This is a genomic window from Pseudomonas sp. GW821-FHT04C07, from assembly GCF_059420325.1.
In genome coordinates, this window is sequence record NZ_JBWKTM010000018.1 from 74,162 (window position 1) to 91,017 (window position 16,856).

The window sequence follows — 16,856 nt, forward strand, 5'->3', positions numbered from 1 at the left end:
TCAAGGAGTTCATTGCCATGCACCCGAAACAGCCCGCTCAATCGCAACGTGAACCTACCCCGGCAGTAGCGGATTCTGATCGGCCTCCCCAGGCCGATGTGCCAAGGGTGTTCAGCGAGCCTGCGAACCGGGAAGAAGCCTATCGTCAGTTGTTGCTGATCGCCGAATACCTGGCACGGACCGAGCCTCATAGTCCGGTGCCCTATCTGATCCGGCGAGGGGTGGAGTGGGGCAACAAGCCGCTGAGCGAATTGCTTGGCGAGCTGATATCCGCCGATGCGGAGTCCCGTCGCCTCTGGACACTGCTGGGAGTTCTGTAGATGGACCCGCAAAGAGCTCCGTTCTTTTTTAGTCGCGCGGGGGAGGCAGCGGGATCGGGGTAAGCACCGCTTTGCCGGAGAAAAACGCCAGCAGGTTTTCGGCCACCAAATGCACGGTCGCCTGCGTCGCCTCCGGCGATAGCCCGGCGACATGGGGTGTCAGTACCACGTTGTTCAGGATCTTGAGGGCGTCCGGCACTTGCGGTTCGTCATCAAAGACATCCAGCGCCGCGCCGGCGATGCGCCGATGTTCCAGGGCACTGATCAGCTCGTCAGTGACGATCACGCTACCCCGGGCGATATTGACGATGAAACCCTTCGGCCCGAGGGCATCAATGGCTTTTTTATCGATCAGGTGGCGAGTGCTGGCGCCGCCGGGAGTGGCAATGATCAGGAAGTCAGAAGCACGTGCCAGTTCGGTCGCCGAATCACAGTAGTTATAAGGGACGTCGTCGCGCTGTTGGCGGCTGTGGTAATTCACCGACATATCGAAGCCCTTGGCGGCGCGTTTGGCGATGGCCAGACCCACCGCGCCCAGGCCGAGAATGCCCAGGCGCTTGCCAGCCAGTGAAGGCCGCATGATCTTCGGCCATTCGCCGCGCCGGACCGCCGCATCGGCTTGAGGGATGCCACGTACCAGAGACAGCAAGAGCGCCATCGCGTGATCGGCCACCGACGAAGCGTTGACCCCCGCGCCGTTGGTCACGGTAATGCCCCGATTGCTGGCGGCCTGCAGGTCGACATGTTCATAGCCCGCGCCGATTACGCAGATGATTTCAAGCAGCGGCAGAGCAGCGATTTCTTCGGCGTAAAACCCAAGCGGACCGCGCGTCAGTACCGCCCGGATCTGTCTGGCGTGGGTCTGAATGGCGTGGGCTCGCTCGGCGGGTGTTGGTGCAAGAATCAGGTGAAACCCCTGGCTTTCAAGAATCGGCAAATAGTCGTTAATGGTTTCAACCAGTACCAGAACGGTGATGGGCATGCTGCGCTCCTGATGACTTCAAAAGGTGGATTTGCCGACGCTGAAAATAGTGTTTTGCCCATCCCCGGGACATCTCTGAAAAGACCCGGGATTGCTGGCTCGGGAATTGTTTGACAAGGGTAGCTGGCGCGGCGCGGCTTGGGTCCAAAGATCGCAGCTTATCGAAACAGCTGTCCCGAGCAAGATCAAAAGATCGCAGGCTGCGCCAGCTCCTACAGGGGATCGGTACTCACCTCGGTCGGCGTAGCAACAGTGTTTCATCACGTCGCGTTCGGACAATCTTTTGGCGGCGGGTACCTATCCCGTCAAAATTGAACATCTGCCGTGTTCAGCAGCTTCACGAAAGCCCCGCCAAGCGTCGCATTATGGTGTTCGATGATCGCTTTGGCCGGCAGCGCTGGCGTGTCCATGCAGGTATGGGCGTCCGCTACCAGTATTGGTTGAAATCCCAGTTCGACGGCAACACGGCAAGTGGTGTCGATGCAGTACTGGGTTTTCATGCCGACGATGACCAATTCATTGATCCCGCCCGCTGTCAGCTGATCAGCCAGACGGTTACCGAAAAAGCAGCTGGGTGTGGTTTTATCGAACAGTGTGTCAACACTCGCATCAAGTTCAAGGGTGGGCAGCAGTTGCCACAGTGGGCTCCCGGAGGCGATGGGCGAACCTTGCGGGCCGGTATGCCTCACCGCAAAAATTGACGCGCCGGTCTGACGAGCCTTGGCGATCAGTTGATTGATGTTGGCCAGAACGCGCTCTGCGTCATGGGGTTTGTGCGGTCCATTGAATAGCCCGACCTGCATATCGATGATCAATAGAGCGGGGTGCCTGGTGCTGAGTGACGGCATGGTGTTTCTCCTTGTGTGCCAGGTGGACGGAGAAACAAAAGCCCCTGTCCATTGCTGGCCGGGCCTTGGGTTCACTGCGCGATGTTCAATCCACGTAACGACCTCACGACCCGCCGGAGGCGGTCGTGGTGGTGCGGGTGAGATCAAGCGCGAGAATGTTCATAGGCCGATCATGCTGTTGGCCATCGAAGCTTGTCAACGGCACCGTCAGTGCTGCGCCGATTGCTCGAATGCACGACCACATGCCTCCTGCGCCAGGGCTTCCCTGGAATCGAAGTGACGGTAGAAACCACCATGGGTCAGTCCGGCAGCACCCTTGGCAAAGGCGTAGTAGATCACCGTCGCCTGTAAGGCCATGACCATAAAGTGGTGTCCGTGACGTAGATGCGAGCAGCTCGGTGCGCGCCGACTGAGGGCGAAAATCAGAATTGGCACAAAGCCGAACAGCACCCGCAAAAAAACGATCTGTGTCGGCGAAATCCAGGCCGCCGCCCATTTCATGAAGATGAAGTTGGTGCTCCAGATCAGGCCCGACAAGGCGAAGGCGAAATAAGCGCCTTTTTCATGGATAGCTCCCCGGGATCGGGGCGTAAGCCGCGATCAAGCGGTGTGTTTGCAGAGAATGCTGCGGCAAACGATCAGCGTCCAGTTCAATCAATCGGCGTACTGAGCAACCCCATTGCCGAACGACCAATTCTCTTTCTTGACCTCCACCAGGTTGATGAACACATCTTCCAGGCGCACGGCCAGTTCAGTGTTGAGGCTCTCGGCGATGGTCTTGTAGAGCAGTTTCTTCTGCTCGGTGCTGCGACCTTCGTTCAGGGTGATCTGGATGATCACCAGGTTGTCGGTGCGGTTGATGCCCAGGTAAACCGGGTCGTAGATGAAGTGCTGTTCATCGTGCTCGGCGAGGATTTGGAAGTTGTCGTGATCGGGGACGCCGATAGCGGTGTGCATGGCGTTGTAGATCAACTTGCCGACCCGTTTTACGTAGGTGGGATCCTGATGCTTTTTGATGTCGACACGAACTAAAGGCATGGGATGACTCCAGAGGCGAGTGGCTGTTGAATGGATCAAAAATACATCTTGGGCAACCCCTATAAAATAAATTTCTATTGGAATCTATTTTCTTCTGCAGAAATATCCATTGCTTGTCAGATCGTCATCGCAGGCATGCCCGCGAGGCATTTTTCCGGGCACACCTGCGAGTGGCGGTTCACCGCCTATTTCTCTGCTGACAATTTCTGACAGGATGCTCTGCTAATCTTCACGAACCTTTCGAACAGGAGCGTGATCAGCGTGTCGCGTACCACCCGTTTATTGACGTTGCTGCAAGTACTGCGCGGCAAGAGCCGCCCGGTGACGGCAGCGGCGCTGGCCAGCGAGCTGGAGATTTCCGAGCGCACGATTTACCGCGACATTGCCGAATTGACCGCCCTTGGGGCGCCGATCTTTGGCGAGGCGGGCATTGGCTACGTACTGCGCAGCGGTCTGTTTCTGCCACCGTTGATGCTCAACGCCGACGAAACTGAAGCCATTGTGTTGGGTTTGCGTTATGTCGATCAGCGCGGCGATGAAGTGTTGAGTAAAGCGGCGGCCGATGCCCTGGCGAAGATCGCGGCGGTATTGGCACCGGCGGCGCAGGATGCCTTGCGCAATCCGACGGTGTTGCCCGGACCGCCCGGTTATGGGTATCCGCAGAATGCCGTGGAGTTGAATGTCTTTCGCCAGGCCATTCGCGGCCAGGCAAAGCTGCACATCGATTACGCAGACGTGAATAAAGTCCCCAGCCAGCGGCTGATATGGCCGTTGGCGTTAGGCTTTTTCAATGAGGTGCGGGTGATTGTCGCCTGGTGCGAGTTGCGTGAGGCCTATCGGACTTTTCGCGCCGACCGGATCGCCGCCGCCAGCGAGCAGGGTGAGCGCTATCCGGGGCGTCGCAGTGATCTGTTGCGGGCCTGGCGCAAGTTGATGCAACTGGATGAGGCGGGGCGCTTCACTCCTGACAAGAATTGACACATGGCTGTCTTAGCATGGCTCCAGAATCAACAAACAAGGAGCCGTATCAACATGTCGAATCCAGCCTCTTCACTCGCGCCCGCCATCGCCGCTTACATTGCTGCCACCAATGCCCGTGACAGCTCGGCGGTCGCCAGTTTCTTCGCCGAGGATGCCAACGTTTTCGATGAGGGCGAGCATCGGGTCGGCACCATTGCCATTGCCCAATGGATGGAGGACGCCGCCCGACGTTACCAACCGCGGGTTGAAGTCCTTGATGTGCAACAACGCACCGGCAAGGTGCTGGTCAAAAACCAGATCCGCGGCACCTTTCCCGGAAGCCCGCTGGAGCTGCGCTATGTGTTCCGGCTCGACGAGCAAGGCAAGATCGCTCGGCTGGATATTTCGTTGTAACTGTACGCTCCTGTAGCCGCAGGCGAAGCCTGTGTTCGGCCGCGTAGCGGTCGAACGTAGCCTGGCGGCAACTGCTACGGGAGATATCGTTGTTTACTGGCATACTGTCCGGCTTCAGCCCCCGGACCCATTTGCCCGTATGACCTTCGATTCCCCCCTCAGCGCCTATCAACACGCCATCGAGCAAAAGGGCTTCGTCCAGGACGACGCCCAATGGCAAGCGGTGCAGGCGCTTGAGCAGTGTCACAGAACGCTGCACCAGGGCCATACGCACATCAGCGGCGTCTACCTCTGGGGGCCGGTGGGCCGAGGCAAGACCTGGTTGATGGATCAGTTCTACCAAAGTTTGCGGATACCGGCCCGACGTCAGCACTTTCACCATTTCATGGGCTGGGTGCATCAGCGCTCGTTTCAATTGACCGGTACTGCCGACCCGCTAAAGGCGCTGGCCCGTGAGCTGAGCGCTGAGGTGCGGGTGCTGTGTTTCGACGAGTTGTTCGTCAACGATATCGGCGACGCGATCATTCTCGGGCGATTGTTTCAGGTGATGTTCGAGGAAGGCGTGGTCATCGTGTCCACCTCCAATCAACCTCCGGTGCAGCTCTACGCCGATGGCTTCAATCGTGAGCGGTTTGTGCCGGCCATTGAAGCGATCAAAAACCATATGCAGGTGGTGGCAATGGATGGCAGGGAAGACCATCGCTTGCATCCGGGCCTCGGAGTTCAGCGTTATTGGGTCCGCACGCCTGGCCAACCGGACGTCATGGACGAAGTGTTCAAGGGATTGGCTGCCGGGCATGCCGTTTCCAGTGAGCCGGTCAGCGTCGGTTACCGTCGTCTCACTGCCGTGCAGTCCAGCGAAACCGTGCTCTGGAGTCTTTATGCGGACCTGTGCGAGCAACCCTTTGCAGCGATGGACTTCATGGCGTTGTGCGACAGGTTCAACGCTATTCTATTGAGCGAAGTACCGAACCTCAGCGCTCACAAGCGTCCCGGGCGAATTGCCCGCGGCACCGAAGACGGGGTCGAGCGGGTCGATGCAGGAGATCGGGAGCTGCCGCAGTTGTCGGTGCATGACGACAGCGTGCGGCGCTTCATCGCGTTGGTCGATGAGTGTTACGACCGTAAGGTTCCTCTGTACATCGAGGCCCAGGTGCCGATGGAATCGTTGTACACCGAGGGTTACCTGGAGTTTGCATTTCGCCGCACCCTCAGTCGCTTGCGGGAGATGCAATTGCAGCGGTTTTCTGGAGCGCGTTGAAATCTGCACCGAAGAGCAGATTTGCGGCGTAAGACGCTGACGCTGACGCCGACGGAAAATTCCAGGGACTACAGCAATCTCACGCAGGTGTTGTCGGAACCGGCCCGGTCACGATAAGGTCCGTTGACCTTCTCCGTCGTCTGGAGACGCGTTGAGGGAGCGAACATCACTATGCGATCGAGGATGGAAATGGAATCCGCAGAAATTCTGGTACTACAAGCCAGCTATACCAACCCGGTGCATGCCGAAGCCATCAGCATTATCCTGAATCACTACGCCGAAGATCCCATGGGCGGCGGCGAGTCATTATCGGCCGATGTGTTGCACAATCTGCCCGGCGAACTGGCCAAGCGTCCCCATGCATTCAGTGTATTAGCATTCGTCGGTGGCGAGCCGGCCGGGTTGGTGAATTGTTTCGAAGGGTTTTCAACGTTCGCCTGCCGTCCATTGGTCAACGTTCATGACGTGTCGGTGGTGAAGAAATTTCGTGGGCGTGGACTGAGCCAGAAAATGCTGAAAAAGGTCGAGGACATTGCCCGCCAGCGTGGCTGCTGCAAAATCACCCTGGAAGTCCTCGAGGGCAATGAGGTAGCTCAGGCGTCCTACGGTAAATTCGGTTTCGCCGCAGGGATGTTAGACCCGGCCCATGGCCGTATGTTGTTCTGGACCAAAGCCTTGTAACACCGTCGGGCACCAGGCGTGCATGAGTGGCTGCGCCGACCAGTAAGGCGGGCGTTACGAATGTTCCAGGCATAAAAAAGGCGTCCGGAAGGACGCCAAGGTTAATCTCTGCCAAAGGAGCGGTATTGCCAGAGTTTCATAGATTGCTGCGTAGGGATCAGGCGCTGGGTTTTTGTTTCTTTACTGCCTGATCGTCATTGGCAGGTGCGGTTTTAACCGCGTCGGCAGACGCCGTGTTATCGGATTTGCCATGGACTTCTTGCTGACTCAGATTGAAGTTGTCCCAATGCTGTCTGGATCGTTCGGCGCCCCCTTCGGCGAACACGGCGGCAGAACTAACGGCCATCAGGCCAGCGAGGATCAGAGTTGAAAGTTTCATGCTGTGTTTTCCATCAAGAATGTGTGGTGCCTGCTTCGTCCGTGATATGAGGTCATGGGCGCAGTGTGTGGCCATTCTATTAAGCGCAAGTTAACAGTTGCATGGGGCGAAGAAGTGGTTGTGATCCTCGTTGCGAGGGCGGGAAGCAGCCGGTGCCGTTTCTGATTTCTTTTTTTCTGCGAATGGAACTTTTTTATTTCTAATTGTCGTCTGTCTTCTTCGTAATGTCTCAGGTGATCCAGCGTATTGCTCCGCTTGAGAGGAAACTATGTCTGGACGCTTTCGACTAACCTTCATTAGCCTCATTGCGCTATAACTTTTAAAACATATTTATTTGTAGTAAGGAGCATCAGTACATGCAATTGGGGATTATCGGACTGGGCCGCATGGGCGGCAATATTGCGCGGCGACTGATGCTCAATGGGCATTGCACCGTGGTTTACGACCGCAACGCCGCATTTGTCACCGCCCTGAGCGAAGAGGGCGCAACCGGTGTTGCGGACTTGCCGGCGCTGGTCGCGGGCCTGGAAAAACCGCGAGCGGTCTGGGTAATGCTTCCAGCCGGTGGGCCGACCGAAGAAACCATCGAAACCTTGAGTCAATTGCTCGATGCTGGCGATGTGATCATCGACGGCGGCAACACCTTTTATAAGGACGACATCCGTCGCGCTCACACGCTGTCGGAAAAAGGCCTGCACTACATTGACGTCGGCACCTCCGGCGGCGTGTGGGGGCTGGAGCGCGGTTACTGCATGATGATTGGCGGCGATGCCGATGTGGTCAAACGTCTGGACCCGCTGTTCGACAGCCTGGCGCCGGGCCTGGGCAACATCCCGCGGACCAAGGATCGGGTGGCCGAGGATGATCGCGCCGAACGCGGTTACATCCACGCCGGCCCGGCGGGCTCCGGGCACTTCGTGAAAATGATTCACAATGGCATCGAATATGGAATGATGCAGGCGTTTGCCGAAGGTTTCGACATCCTCAAAACCAAAGCCTCGGAAAACCTGCCGCAAGATCAGCGCTTTGATCTGAACGTGGCCGACATCGCCGAAGTCTGGCGCCGTGGCAGCGTGGTTTCCTCCTGGCTGCTGGACCTGACCGCCGATGCGCTGGCCAGCGATCCGAAACTCGACGGTTATTCTGGCGCCGTGGCCGACAGCGGCGAGGGGCGCTGGACCATCGAGGCGGCCATGGAGCAATCGGTGCCAGTACCGGTCTTGTCCAACTCGTTGTTCGCGCGCTTCCGCTCCCGCCAGCAAAGTACCTATGGCGACAAATTACTGTCAGCCATGCGTTTCGGTTTTGGCGGCCATGTCGAGACACCCAAGAAATGACCTCGCGCCGAAAAAAATCCAAGGCTGAACCCGCGCCGGCGACCACGCTGTTTCTGTTCGGCGCCCATGGTGATCTGGTCAAGCGCCTGCTGATGCCGGCGCTGTACAACCTCAGTCGCGATGGTTTGCTGAGCGATGGCCTGCGTATCGTGGGCGTCGATCACAACGCGATCAGCGATGCGGACTTTGCCAAGAAGCTCGAAGATTTCATTCGTACCGAGGCGGCCAACAAAATCGGCAAAGGCGACGACGTCCTTGAACCAGCGTCGTGGTCCAGACTGGCCAAGGGCATCAGCTATGTCCAGGGCGATTTCCTCGACGACAGCACCTACAAAGCACTGGCGGCAAAAATCGCCGCCAGTGGCACCGGTAACGCAGTGTTTTACCTGGCGACGGCGCCGCGCTTTTTCAGTGAAGTGGTGCGTCGTCTCGGATCCTCCGGCCTGCTCGAAGAAGCGCCGGAGGCCTTCCGCCGGGTGGTGGTCGAAAAGCCTTTCGGCTCCGACCTGCAAACCGCGCAAGAGCTGAACGCCTGTCTGCTCAAGGTCATGACGGAGAAGCAGATCTACCGGATTGACCATTACCTGGGTAAGGAAACGGTTCAGAACATCCTCGTCAGCCGGTTTTCCAACAGCCTGTTCGAGGCCTTCTGGAACAACCATTACATCGATCATGTGCAAATCACCGCGGCGGAAGCCGTGGGTGTCGAGACGCGCGGCAGCTTCTACGAACACACCGGCGCGCTGCGGGACATGGTGCCCAATCACCTGTTCCAGTTGTTGGCAATGGTCGCGATGGAACCACCGGCCGCTTTCGGTGCCGATGCGGTGCGTGGGGAAAAGGCCAAAGTCATCGGAGCGATTCGCCCTTGGTCCACCGAGGAGGCGCTGGCGAACTCGGTGCGCGGCCAGTATGCAGCGGGCGAACTTGGCGGCAAGCCGCTGCCCGGTTACCGCGATGAGCCTAAGGTAGCACCCGACAGCAACACCGAAACCTACGTCGCGCTCACGGTCATGATCGATAACTGGCGCTGGGTCGGCGTGCCGTTCTACCTGCGTACAGGCAAACGCATGAGCGTGCGCCACACGGAAATCGCCATCTGCTTCAAACCCGCGCCGTACGCGCAGTTCCGCGATACCGAAGTTGATGAATTGCAACCGACCTATCTGAGGATCCAGATCCAGCCCAACGAAGGCATGTGGTTCGACTTGCTGGCCAAACGCCCCGGGCCGGCGCTCGCCATGGCCAACATCGAGCTGGGATTCGCCTACAAGGATTTCTTCGAGATGCAGCCGTCTACCGGCTACGAAACCTTGATCTATGACTGCCTGACCGGCGACCAGACGTTGTTCCAGCGTGCCGACAATATCGAGAATGGCTGGCGCGCCGTGCAACCGTTCCTTGATGCCTGGAAGGAGGACTCCACCATTCAGACTTACCCGGCAGGTGAAGACGGCCCGGCGTCGGCGGAGCAATTGCTGGCCCGTGACGGACGCGCCTGGCACCGTCTCGGGTGACCGGCAGCAATGTCGAGGATGGCGCGGCAGGGGCCTTCGAGCGGTCTATCCTGCCGCGCTGAAGCCGGCTCTTCGTAGCAGTTGCCGAACGCAGCCTTCGGCAGTTGCTACGCGATTATCTTTCGGCTTACAGCCAGTAACTGACCGCAAACCAGCCCAGCACACCCATTACCACCGTATATGGCAGCGCCATCCATACCATTCGCCCGTACGATAAACGAATCAGCGGCGCAATCGCCGACGTCAGCAAAAACAAAAACGCTGCTTGCCCATTTGGCGTCGCCACGCTCGGCAGGTTAGTGCCGGTATTGATGGCGATGGCCAGGGTCTCGAAGTGTTCGCGACTCATATGACCGGAAATGAACGCCTGTTTCACTTCTGTGATGTAAATCGTCGCCACGAACACGTTATCGCTGATGGCCGATAGCAGGCCGTTGGCGATAAACAGCATGCCCGGTTGTTGCTCGGGCGGCAGGGCCAGCACCCACTGAATCAATGGGGTAAACAGTTGTTGATCGTGGATCACCGCCACCACCGCGAAAAACACCACCAACAATGCGGTGAATGGCATTGCGTCCTTGAAGGCGTTGCCGATGCGGTGTTCTTCAGTGATGCCGGTGAACGAGGTGATCAGCACGATCACCATCAAGCCGATCAGGCCGACTTCGGCGATGTGAAACGCCAGCCCGGCGATCAGAATCAGTGCCGCCAGGCTCTGAACCAATAGCGCCGCGCGCTGACGGGAGGTGCGTTCGGCGCTGTCTTCAGCGGCATAGTTGGCCAGTACTGCGCGCACGTTATCCGGCAGCAAGGTGCCGTAACCGAACCAGCGCAACTTCTCCAACAGCACGCAAGTCACCAGGCCTGCCACCAGGACCGGCAGCGATACCGGGGCGATCTTCAGGAAGAACCCGGAAAAGTGCCAGCCCATCTCATGGCCGATCAGCAAGTTCTGTGGCTCGCCCACCAGCGTACAGACACCACCCAGGGCGGTGCCCACTGCACCGTGCATCAGCAGGCTGCGCAGAAAGGCGCGGAACTGTTCAAGGTCTTTGTGGTGTAGCTTCGGCAGGTGTTTGTCGTCGCTGAACTCGCTGTCCTGGCGTGGATCATTGCCCGAGGCAACACGGTGATAGACCGAGTAAAACCCCACCGCGGCGCTGATGATCACTGCCGTTACCGTCAAGGCATCGAGAAACGCCGACAGAAACGCCGAGAGAAAGCAGAACATCAACCCCAACAACGCCTTGGACCGAACCCCCAGCAGCAGGCGCGAGAACAGGAACAGCAATAGGTCTTTCATGAAATAAATGCCCGCCACCATGAACATCAGCAGCAGGATGACCGGGAAGTTATGCAGCAGTTCGTCATACAGTGCCTGAGGCGTGGTCAAGCGCAACAGCAGGGCTTCGACCATCAGTAATCCGCCGGGCATCAGCGGGTAGCACTTGAGTGCCATGGCCAGGGTAAAAATGAACTCCACCACCAGCAACCAACCGGCAGCCACCGGGCCGACGGTCCAGAGTACCAGCGGGTTGAGGATCAGGAACGCGACAATGCCTGCCTTGTACCAGCGTGGTGAATGCCCGAGAAAATTGTGCGCGAACGCCTGGGCCATTGAACCGGACATCGGCAGCTCCTTGTAGTGAGAGGCGCGCAAGTTGCCGTAAGCGAAAGGGAAGATCAAGTGTGGGAAAAAGCCTTCAGGCCTGAGGATCGTTCCCACGCGCAGCAAAGGAATGCATCCCGTGACGCTCCTTGTCACCAAGGGGCGGACGCAGAGCGTCCAAGGCGGCATTCCCACGCGGAAGCGTGGGAACGATCTGCAGCCGTGGTTACTCCTCGCGTTTCACCACCAAGGTCAAAATGTCATAGCTGGCCACCAGTTCTACCAGCTGATTGGTCACTTCCACATCCCCGGCCACCACGCTGAATTGATCAGCGGCGCAATGGTGCCCAACGGTGACGGTTTTTACGTTTCACCTACGCTAGTCATCAATCCCGACGACCGTCTCTCGCTGATTGAGGCCGGTACGGTATGGGTCAACAGCCACACGCTCATTGATGCGAACATGCCTTTTGGTGGTTTCAAACAGTCTGGAAACGGGCGAGATTTCGGCGCCGATTGGCTCGACGCGTTCACTGAAACCAAATCTGTTTGCATACGACATTGAAAATCGTAAACGGGAGGGAACCGGGGAACTTCAAGAAGCTGATATACCGCCAGATCGCTTTCAAGCATTAAAGCAAACGCGACGAAAGGCGGTATATCCAGAGTTGGGCGAGAGCGTTGCGCGGATCACTGATAGTGATCCGTGAGCGTGCTTATTCCGGCATTGTCCAGGATTGCAGTTTATAACCTTCCTGGCTCAACTCGGCACGTACCTCTTCCAGCAGACTTTCCAGTTGCGCCGGGTCGGAATAGGCACTGCTCGGAATCTGTTTGCGGCCAATATGGGTGTTGGTCCGGTCGATAACGGTCAGGCTGAGTTCGCCATTACCGTCTTGCGGGGCCCAGGCAACGCATTGAAAAGGCTCGAATGCGTGGCCGGCAATCAAAAGTGCTTCGTTGATGCGGAGCGGGGCGTTCATGGGGTCTTCTCTCCTTGTGCCCAAACAAGTGATGTGCCGTCGGTTGGGCTTACCTTTCGGCTGGTTACTTGTACTGATGCCCGCAGAGTGGGGGCAGGTCACACACGATAACAAGTTTTTTAAACTTTTTTTATTCACAATGCTTAAACCGCGATTTTGAAAGCTGAATGAAAGGTTTTAATTAGTTAGGCAGCTAATAGCCTTCCTCCTTATAACGAACTCGGAAGGATTCGGTCTTAGCCCTATAATCAATTGATACAAGAGGGCGTCAAAATATTGCTAATGTTACAACTGGTTCTGCCAAATGACTGTTTCTAATAACATTTCATAAATTTGGCGCCAAGGAACAGTCATGATCGAAACACCTGCCTTACGACGATTGCTAGTGGTCGATCCCTGTGATGATTGTCACCGTCTGCTGCCCGGATTGCGCTTGGTGGGTTGGGATGTAGACAGTTGTACGCTGGAATCGGCCTCTGACCGTTCCTGCGATGTCGGCCTGCTCCGGCTGCAGCCGTTTCACCTGGAGCGACAGGAGGCGGTCAAGGAATTGATCAGCCACAGCGGAACCGAATGGATCGCTGTGCTTAGCCAGGACGTTCTGCGTTTGCAGAATGTCGGTGATTTTGTCTGCGAATGGTTTTTTGACTTTCATACCTTGCCGTTCGATGTGTCCAGGGTTCAGGTAACCCTGGGGCGTGCATTCGGCATGGCACGGTTGCGCGGCCAAGGCTCGATTCATGTTTATAAGCTGGAACATGAATTGCTCGGTGACAGTCGGCCGATTCGCGAGTTGCGCAAACTGTTGAGCAAACTGGCGCCTACCGAATCGCCGGTTTTGATCCGCGGCGAGAGCGGCACCGGCAAGGAGTTGGTGGCTAGAACCTTGCACCGGCAGTCACAACGCCGCAGCAAGCCGTTTGTGGCGATCAATTGCGGTGCTATCCCTGAACATCTGATTCAGTCCGAACTCTTTGGTCATGAAAAGGGCGCTTTTACCGGCGCTCACCAGCGCAAGGTCGGACGTATCGAGGCGGCCCACGGCGGCACGCTGTTTCTCGACGAGATCGGCGACCTGCCGTTGGAGTTACAAGCCAATCTGCTGCGGTTTTTACAGGAAAAGCACATTGAGCGGGTCGGTGGCAGCCAGCCTATTCCGGTCGATGTACGGGTACTGGCAGCGACCCACGTCGATCTTGAATCCGCTATCGAGAAAAAGCGTTTTCGTGAAGATCTGTATTATCGGCTGAACGTTTTACAGGTCGTCACCGCGCCTTTACGCGAGCGCCATGGTGACCTGCCGAAGCTGGCCAACCATTTTTCCCACTTTTACAGCCAGGAAACCGGGCGGCGTCCGCGCAGTTTCAGTGAGGACGCGCTGATCGCCATGGGCAAACATGACTGGCCGGGCAATGTGCGTGAACTGGCCAACCGTGTTCGCCGGGGATTGGTCCTGGCCGAAGGGCGGCAAATCGAAGCCCGGGACTTGGGGTTACTCAGCCATCAGGCCATTGCAGCGCCCATGGGAACACTTGAGGACTACAAACACAGCGCCGAACGCCAGGCGCTGTGCGATGTGTTGAATCGCCACAGTGACAACTTGAGTATCGCGGCAAGAGTGCTCGGTATTTCGCGGCCTACCTTCTACCGCTTGTTGCACAAGCACCAGATACGCTGACGTTCAAGCTTCAAACGGCAAAGCCCGCCGAAGCGGGCTTTGCCGTTTGAGTGGCCGTTAGAAGTAGTACGGGAATTTCAGGCTGAAGGAGAAGGCCGGTGCGTCCTGGGTCAAGCCGATGGCGAGGTTGGGGACTATCGTCAGTTTGTCGGTTGCCGCCAGGGTCAGGCCGATGTTGAAGTTGGCAGCGTTGTAGTCGCTGTCCGGGATTGTTGACCAGCCCTGGCCGTCCGGTCTGACTTTGCTTTTGCGGGCGAATTGGTCGGAAAACGAAAACGACATACTCATCTTCTCGTTCAAGGCAAACGCAATGCCGGCGCCGACCTGCCAGTAATCGCCCAGTTTCACGTCTCCCGGGACCTTGGTATTTATAGTGGGGCTGATATCGCTGAATGAATCCTGCTTGTTGTAGGTATAGGCCAGGCTGCCGAAGAGCACGGCAGGGTCGTAGGTCTTGACCAACGAGATACCCGGGGTAATCGACCAGACACCGTTGCCGGTAGGGAGTGACTGAGGTACCGACAAATTGTCGTTGTTCGGGTCATTGACCAGCTTGATTCCGTACGGATTTTTACCCGTCGGCGCCTTGACTCGCAGAGTGACGACCGCATCGGGCAGGTTGACCGATTCATCGAGGAACTTGTAGGCAATACCAAAGTTGACATCGCCTATGGTCGGATCGCGGGTAACGGTGGCCTCGGATGAGACCGGGGCTGCGCCTCCTGCACCACCAGAAGAGTACGTCGATTCGCGATAGACGACCGGGACGTTGACGTCGAATTGCCAGCGTTGCGCCAGGTTGTAGCGGGCTGTCAGGTCCAGGGTCCAGGTGTCGGCCTTGATCTTGTCGATGTTGATGTTGCCGAGAAAAATCGAGTCCAGTGCCAGAAAACCGTTAAGAACCAGCTGCCGGGTATCGTAGTGGGTGTAGGTCAGGCCGGTTTCGACACTGAACTTGCCCCCGCCGAAGAAACCGCTGGCTTCGTCGTAGAGGTTGGAAACGCTTTGTGCCGGTGCCGAATCTTCCTTGAGCGACTGCCCGTAGGAGCTGCCCGTGGTTCCAGGTGCACCGGTGGCCACCGCCTGACCACCTCTGGTCTGTTCGGCCGGGGATTTGGTCAGGCGTTTGGGGACAGGTGTTGCAGGTGTTTCTTCGACTTGCTTAACGCGCTGTTCAAGTACCATCAGCGCCTTCTGTTGTGCTTCGTAACGTGTTTTCAGCTCCGTGAGTTCTTGTTTTAGGGCTTCTACCTGGGGGTCCGGTGCTGCTTGCAACAATGTGGCCGGGACCAGGGTACTCAAACAAACGACTGCTTTTAACGAAAACGATCGGTGCATGGGTTAGCCGTCCCTTCTGACTACATTTTTATGAGACTGAGCGTAGATCAGTATCCCAGAGTGCGTAGGCCTTTCAGTTGGTCCAGACTGCAGTCCAGCGCCCCGGCTGTCGGCAGGTTGTTGCGCAGGACGACATTGAGGGACGTCAGGTTGTTCACCTGGTTTCTGCCGCCGAGCAAGGTCGCGTTCTGCATCAGGCCGCCCTGGGCAATACGTTGCATGGAACTGCCCTGATTGTTGTTGGCCTGGATGTTCAATTGCACGCCCGCGCCACTCGACGACATACTGAAGGTCCCGGCACCGTTGGAGGCGGACAGGGTCGTGCCGGCGGTCAATGGCTGGCCTTGGGTATCCATTTGTGGTGCCTGGTTGGCTTCTTTGACGTTGATGTCGACATTGTTGTACGCGCTGTTGTAGTCGCCGGCGGCGCGCACGACCTGGGTTACACCCTGGGTGGTGCTGAGGCCGCTGCCGCCGCTGACATTGCCGGCCCCTTGTGAGGGCGCCGAGCCATCACCTTTTTTGTCGATTATCGACACATAGAACTGCGGCTTGATGGTCGATTCTTGAATCTGCATCGAGGAGGTTGCCCCGATCACTTCACTGCTGGCATTTTGCCAGGTGCTAGTCATGACAATCCCGAAACTGATGATCCGGCCCGGCATGACATACCGGCCACGCAGGGTTGCCAATTCCTGATCCTTGAGTTCAATCGGTTTGAACGCTTGTGCCTGGATCGGCAGGCTGGCGGCCAGGCAAACGACGGCCAGCCAGTATGGAGTCTTCATTGGATGCTCCCGGAGCTTCGTGCTCCCTTGCCATTAGAAGAAGTCGCTCTGGATGAATCCGAAATCCATCAACTCTGCGTCCTGCACCGGGCTGAAGGTGTTGATGCGGTTCTTGGCGGTCAGTGGCATAGGTGGTTCGCGCAAGACGTTGGTCTTGTCGTAGCCCTGGCCTATGACGGCGAAGATGATGCCGTTCCAGCCTTTGACAAAGTCGTCGAACTTGAAGCGTTTGTGACCGAGTACCGGATCACCGATATACACCCAGTCTTTCTCCGCTTTTTGCATGACCACGAAGTGCTTGTAGCCGCGGATGTCCATCAGCACGATGACCGGAATGGCGACACTGGTCAGACCTTCCGGCGATACCCGGTAACCACGGGCCCGCATGCCGATACTTTCCACATAATGCTTCATGTCGAGCATGGAGAAGCCCTGGACGCGGACCAGATCCTGGTCGGAGTGAGCCAGCATGCCTTCGATGATTTGTTCTTCATTCACGTCCAGCCAATAGGCCTGGCGCAATATGGTGGCCAGGGAAGCTGCGCCGCAACTGAAGTCGGTTTTCTGTTGGACCAGGTCGGCGAATTTGCGCTCACGTACGCTCTGGATCGGTTTGAAAACGACCGTTCCACCTGGCAAGACGGAAAGCGGCATTTGTCCTGCTTCGCTCAGGCCAGCCAGACAAAGCAGGAGCGCCAGGGCGAAAATACGCATGGTCGGATG

The 16,856-nt window shown here is 57.4% G+C and carries 16 protein-coding genes and 4 pseudogenes; 9 read left to right on the forward strand and 11 right to left on the reverse strand.

Translation table 11 applies throughout. The features are described 5' to 3' along the window. Positions 1-119: 119 nt before the first annotated feature. Positions 120-320: pseudogene (locus tag AC07UI_RS26510) on the forward strand (type VI secretion system protein TssA); the annotation flags it as partial. A gap of 28 nt (positions 321-348) precedes the next feature. On the opposite strand, the gene AC07UI_RS26515 reads toward AC07UI_RS26510, so the two are convergent. The 5 genes and pseudogenes from AC07UI_RS26515 to AC07UI_RS26535 all read right to left on the reverse strand — a co-directional run bounded on the left by AC07UI_RS26515 (position 349) and on the right by AC07UI_RS26535 (position 3,188). Further along, complete coding sequence (locus AC07UI_RS26515; protein ID WP_494995272.1) at positions 349-1,302, reverse strand: 2-hydroxyacid dehydrogenase; 954 nt, start codon at positions 1,300-1,302, stop codon at positions 349-351. Positions 1,303-1,607: 305 nt separating this feature from the next. Then, the gene (locus AC07UI_RS26520) at positions 1,608-2,150 is read right to left on the reverse strand and encodes a cysteine hydrolase family protein (RefSeq protein ID WP_494995273.1); all 543 of its coding nucleotides are present in this window, start codon (positions 2,148-2,150) and stop codon (positions 1,608-1,610) included. 213 nt (positions 2,151-2,363) lie between these two features. Beyond that, positions 2,364-2,462 (reverse strand): annotated as a pseudogene (locus AC07UI_RS26525) (TetR family transcriptional regulator); the annotation flags it as partial. 12 nt (positions 2,463-2,474) lie between these two features. Further along, positions 2,475-2,720: pseudogene (locus AC07UI_RS26530) on the reverse strand (EamA family transporter); the annotation flags it as partial. Positions 2,721-2,804: 84 nt separating this feature from the next. Then, complete coding sequence (locus AC07UI_RS26535) at positions 2,805-3,188, reverse strand: tautomerase family protein (RefSeq protein ID WP_494995274.1); 384 nt, start codon at positions 3,186-3,188, stop codon at positions 2,805-2,807. A gap of 261 nt (positions 3,189-3,449) precedes the next feature. On the opposite strand from AC07UI_RS26535, the gene AC07UI_RS26540 reads away from it, so the two are divergent. The 4 genes from AC07UI_RS26540 to AC07UI_RS26555 all read left to right on the forward strand — a co-directional run bounded on the left by AC07UI_RS26540 (position 3,450) and on the right by AC07UI_RS26555 (position 6,504). Then, positions 3,450-4,166, forward strand: a complete 717-nt coding sequence (locus tag AC07UI_RS26540) for a helix-turn-helix transcriptional regulator (RefSeq protein ID WP_494995275.1) — start codon at positions 3,450-3,452, stop codon at positions 4,164-4,166. 54 nt (positions 4,167-4,220) lie between these two features. Continuing rightward, complete coding sequence (locus tag AC07UI_RS26545; protein ID WP_494995276.1) at positions 4,221-4,562, forward strand: nuclear transport factor 2 family protein; 342 nt, start codon at positions 4,221-4,223, stop codon at positions 4,560-4,562. 139 nt (positions 4,563-4,701) lie between these two features. After that, entirely contained in the window at positions 4,702-5,823 is a 1,122-nt protein-coding gene (zapE, locus tag AC07UI_RS26550; protein ID WP_494995277.1) for a cell division protein ZapE, read from the forward strand. Positions 5,824-6,012: 189 nt separating this feature from the next. Further along, positions 6,013-6,504: a GNAT family N-acetyltransferase gene (locus AC07UI_RS26555; RefSeq protein ID WP_494995278.1), complete on the forward strand. Its 492-nt coding sequence runs from the start codon at positions 6,013-6,015 to the stop codon at positions 6,502-6,504. A 157-nt stretch (positions 6,505-6,661) separates the two neighbouring features. On the opposite strand, the gene AC07UI_RS26560 is transcribed toward AC07UI_RS26555, so the two are convergent. Then, positions 6,662-6,883 carry a hypothetical protein gene (locus AC07UI_RS26560; RefSeq protein WP_494995279.1) on the reverse strand — a complete coding sequence of 74 codons (222 nt, stop codon included), beginning with the start codon at positions 6,881-6,883 and terminating at the stop codon, positions 6,662-6,664. Positions 6,884-7,239: 356 nt separating this feature from the next. Between AC07UI_RS26560 and gnd the strand changes: the two genes are divergently transcribed. Beyond that, complete coding sequence (gene gnd / locus AC07UI_RS26565) at positions 7,240-8,220, forward strand: phosphogluconate dehydrogenase (NAD(+)-dependent, decarboxylating) (RefSeq protein ID WP_494995280.1); 981 nt, start codon at positions 7,240-7,242, stop codon at positions 8,218-8,220. Continuing rightward, positions 8,217-9,737 (forward strand): glucose-6-phosphate dehydrogenase, encoded by a 1,521-nt coding sequence (gene zwf, locus AC07UI_RS26570; protein ID WP_494995281.1) that lies wholly within the window; start codon positions 8,217-8,219, stop codon positions 9,735-9,737. Before gnd ends, zwf begins: the two co-directional genes overlap by 4 nt. 127 nt (positions 9,738-9,864) lie before the next feature. Here the strand turns inward: zwf and nhaB are convergent, their stop codons facing one another. Beyond that, positions 9,865-11,367, reverse strand: coding sequence for a sodium/proton antiporter NhaB (nhaB, locus tag AC07UI_RS26575; RefSeq protein ID WP_494995282.1), 1,503 nt, complete (start codon positions 11,365-11,367; stop codon positions 9,865-9,867). 391 nt (positions 11,368-11,758) lie between these two features. On the opposite strand from nhaB, the pseudogene AC07UI_RS26580 reads away from it, so the two are divergent. Further along, positions 11,759-11,911: pseudogene (locus tag AC07UI_RS26580) on the forward strand (aldehyde dehydrogenase family protein); the annotation flags it as partial. Positions 11,912-12,062: 151 nt separating this feature from the next. Here AC07UI_RS26580 and AC07UI_RS26585 read toward each other — a convergent pair. After that, positions 12,063-12,329 (reverse strand): hypothetical protein, encoded by a 267-nt coding sequence (locus tag AC07UI_RS26585; RefSeq protein WP_494995283.1) that lies wholly within the window; start codon positions 12,327-12,329, stop codon positions 12,063-12,065. Positions 12,330-12,681: 352 nt separating this feature from the next. On the opposite strand from AC07UI_RS26585, the gene AC07UI_RS26590 reads away from it, so the two are divergent. Next, positions 12,682-14,007, forward strand: coding sequence for a sigma-54 dependent transcriptional regulator (locus tag AC07UI_RS26590; RefSeq protein WP_494995284.1), 1,326 nt, complete (start codon positions 12,682-12,684; stop codon positions 14,005-14,007). A 57-nt stretch (positions 14,008-14,064) separates the two neighbouring features. Here the strand turns inward: AC07UI_RS26590 and fapF are convergent, their stop codons facing one another. Genes fapF through fapD form a run of 3 tightly spaced genes read right to left on the reverse strand, consistent with a single transcriptional unit; the run spans position 14,065 to position 16,847 of the window. Further along, positions 14,065-15,345 carry a fibril amyloid transporter FapF gene (gene fapF / locus AC07UI_RS26595; protein WP_494995285.1) on the reverse strand — a complete coding sequence of 427 codons (1,281 nt, stop codon included), beginning with the start codon at positions 15,343-15,345 and terminating at the stop codon, positions 14,065-14,067. Positions 15,346-15,392: 47 nt separating this feature from the next. Further along, entirely contained in the window at positions 15,393-16,133 is a 741-nt protein-coding gene (fapE, locus tag AC07UI_RS26600) for a fibril amyloid subunit FapE (RefSeq protein ID WP_494995286.1), read from the reverse strand. Positions 16,134-16,166: 33 nt separating this feature from the next. Continuing rightward, a complete protein-coding gene (fapD, locus tag AC07UI_RS26605) occupies positions 16,167-16,847 on the reverse strand; it encodes a fibril amyloid maturation endopeptidase FapD (protein ID WP_494995287.1) in 681 nt (226 codons plus the stop codon). Positions 16,848-16,856 lie beyond the last annotated feature (9 nt).

Excerpts from the sequence above, each read along its gene's own strand:
- fapE (WP_494995286.1), bottom strand. The coding sequence starts at position 16,133 with ATGAAGACTCCATACTGGCTGGCCGTCGTTTGCCTGGCCGCCAGCCTG.
- zapE (WP_494995277.1), top strand. The coding sequence starts at position 4,702 with ATGACCTTCGATTCCCCCCTCAGCGCCTATCAACACGCCATCGAGCAA.
- AC07UI_RS26520 (WP_494995273.1), bottom strand. The coding sequence starts at position 2,150 with ATGCCGTCACTCAGCACCAGGCACCCCGCTCTATTGATCATCGATATG.
- AC07UI_RS26560 (WP_494995279.1), bottom strand. The coding sequence starts at position 6,883 with ATGAAACTTTCAACTCTGATCCTCGCTGGCCTGATGGCCGTTAGTTCT.
- gnd (WP_494995280.1), top strand. The coding sequence starts at position 7,240 with ATGCAATTGGGGATTATCGGACTGGGCCGCATGGGCGGCAATATTGCG.
- AC07UI_RS26535 (WP_494995274.1), bottom strand. The coding sequence starts at position 3,188 with ATGCCTTTAGTTCGTGTCGACATCAAAAAGCATCAGGATCCCACCTAC.
- zwf (WP_494995281.1), top strand. The coding sequence starts at position 8,217 with ATGACCTCGCGCCGAAAAAAATCCAAGGCTGAACCCGCGCCGGCGACC.
- AC07UI_RS26545 (WP_494995276.1), top strand. The coding sequence starts at position 4,221 with ATGTCGAATCCAGCCTCTTCACTCGCGCCCGCCATCGCCGCTTACATT.
- AC07UI_RS26585 (WP_494995283.1), bottom strand. The coding sequence starts at position 12,329 with ATGAACGCCCCGCTCCGCATCAACGAAGCACTTTTGATTGCCGGCCAC.
- fapD (WP_494995287.1), bottom strand. The coding sequence starts at position 16,847 with ATGCGTATTTTCGCCCTGGCGCTCCTGCTTTGTCTGGCTGGCCTGAGC.
- AC07UI_RS26515 (WP_494995272.1), bottom strand. The coding sequence starts at position 1,302 with ATGCCCATCACCGTTCTGGTACTGGTTGAAACCATTAACGACTATTTG.
- nhaB (WP_494995282.1), bottom strand. The coding sequence starts at position 11,367 with ATGTCCGGTTCAATGGCCCAGGCGTTCGCGCACAATTTTCTCGGGCAT.
- fapF (WP_494995285.1), bottom strand. The coding sequence starts at position 15,345 with ATGCACCGATCGTTTTCGTTAAAAGCAGTCGTTTGTTTGAGTACCCTG.
- AC07UI_RS26590 (WP_494995284.1), top strand. The coding sequence starts at position 12,682 with ATGATCGAAACACCTGCCTTACGACGATTGCTAGTGGTCGATCCCTGT.
- AC07UI_RS26555 (WP_494995278.1), top strand. The coding sequence starts at position 6,013 with ATGGAATCCGCAGAAATTCTGGTACTACAAGCCAGCTATACCAACCCG.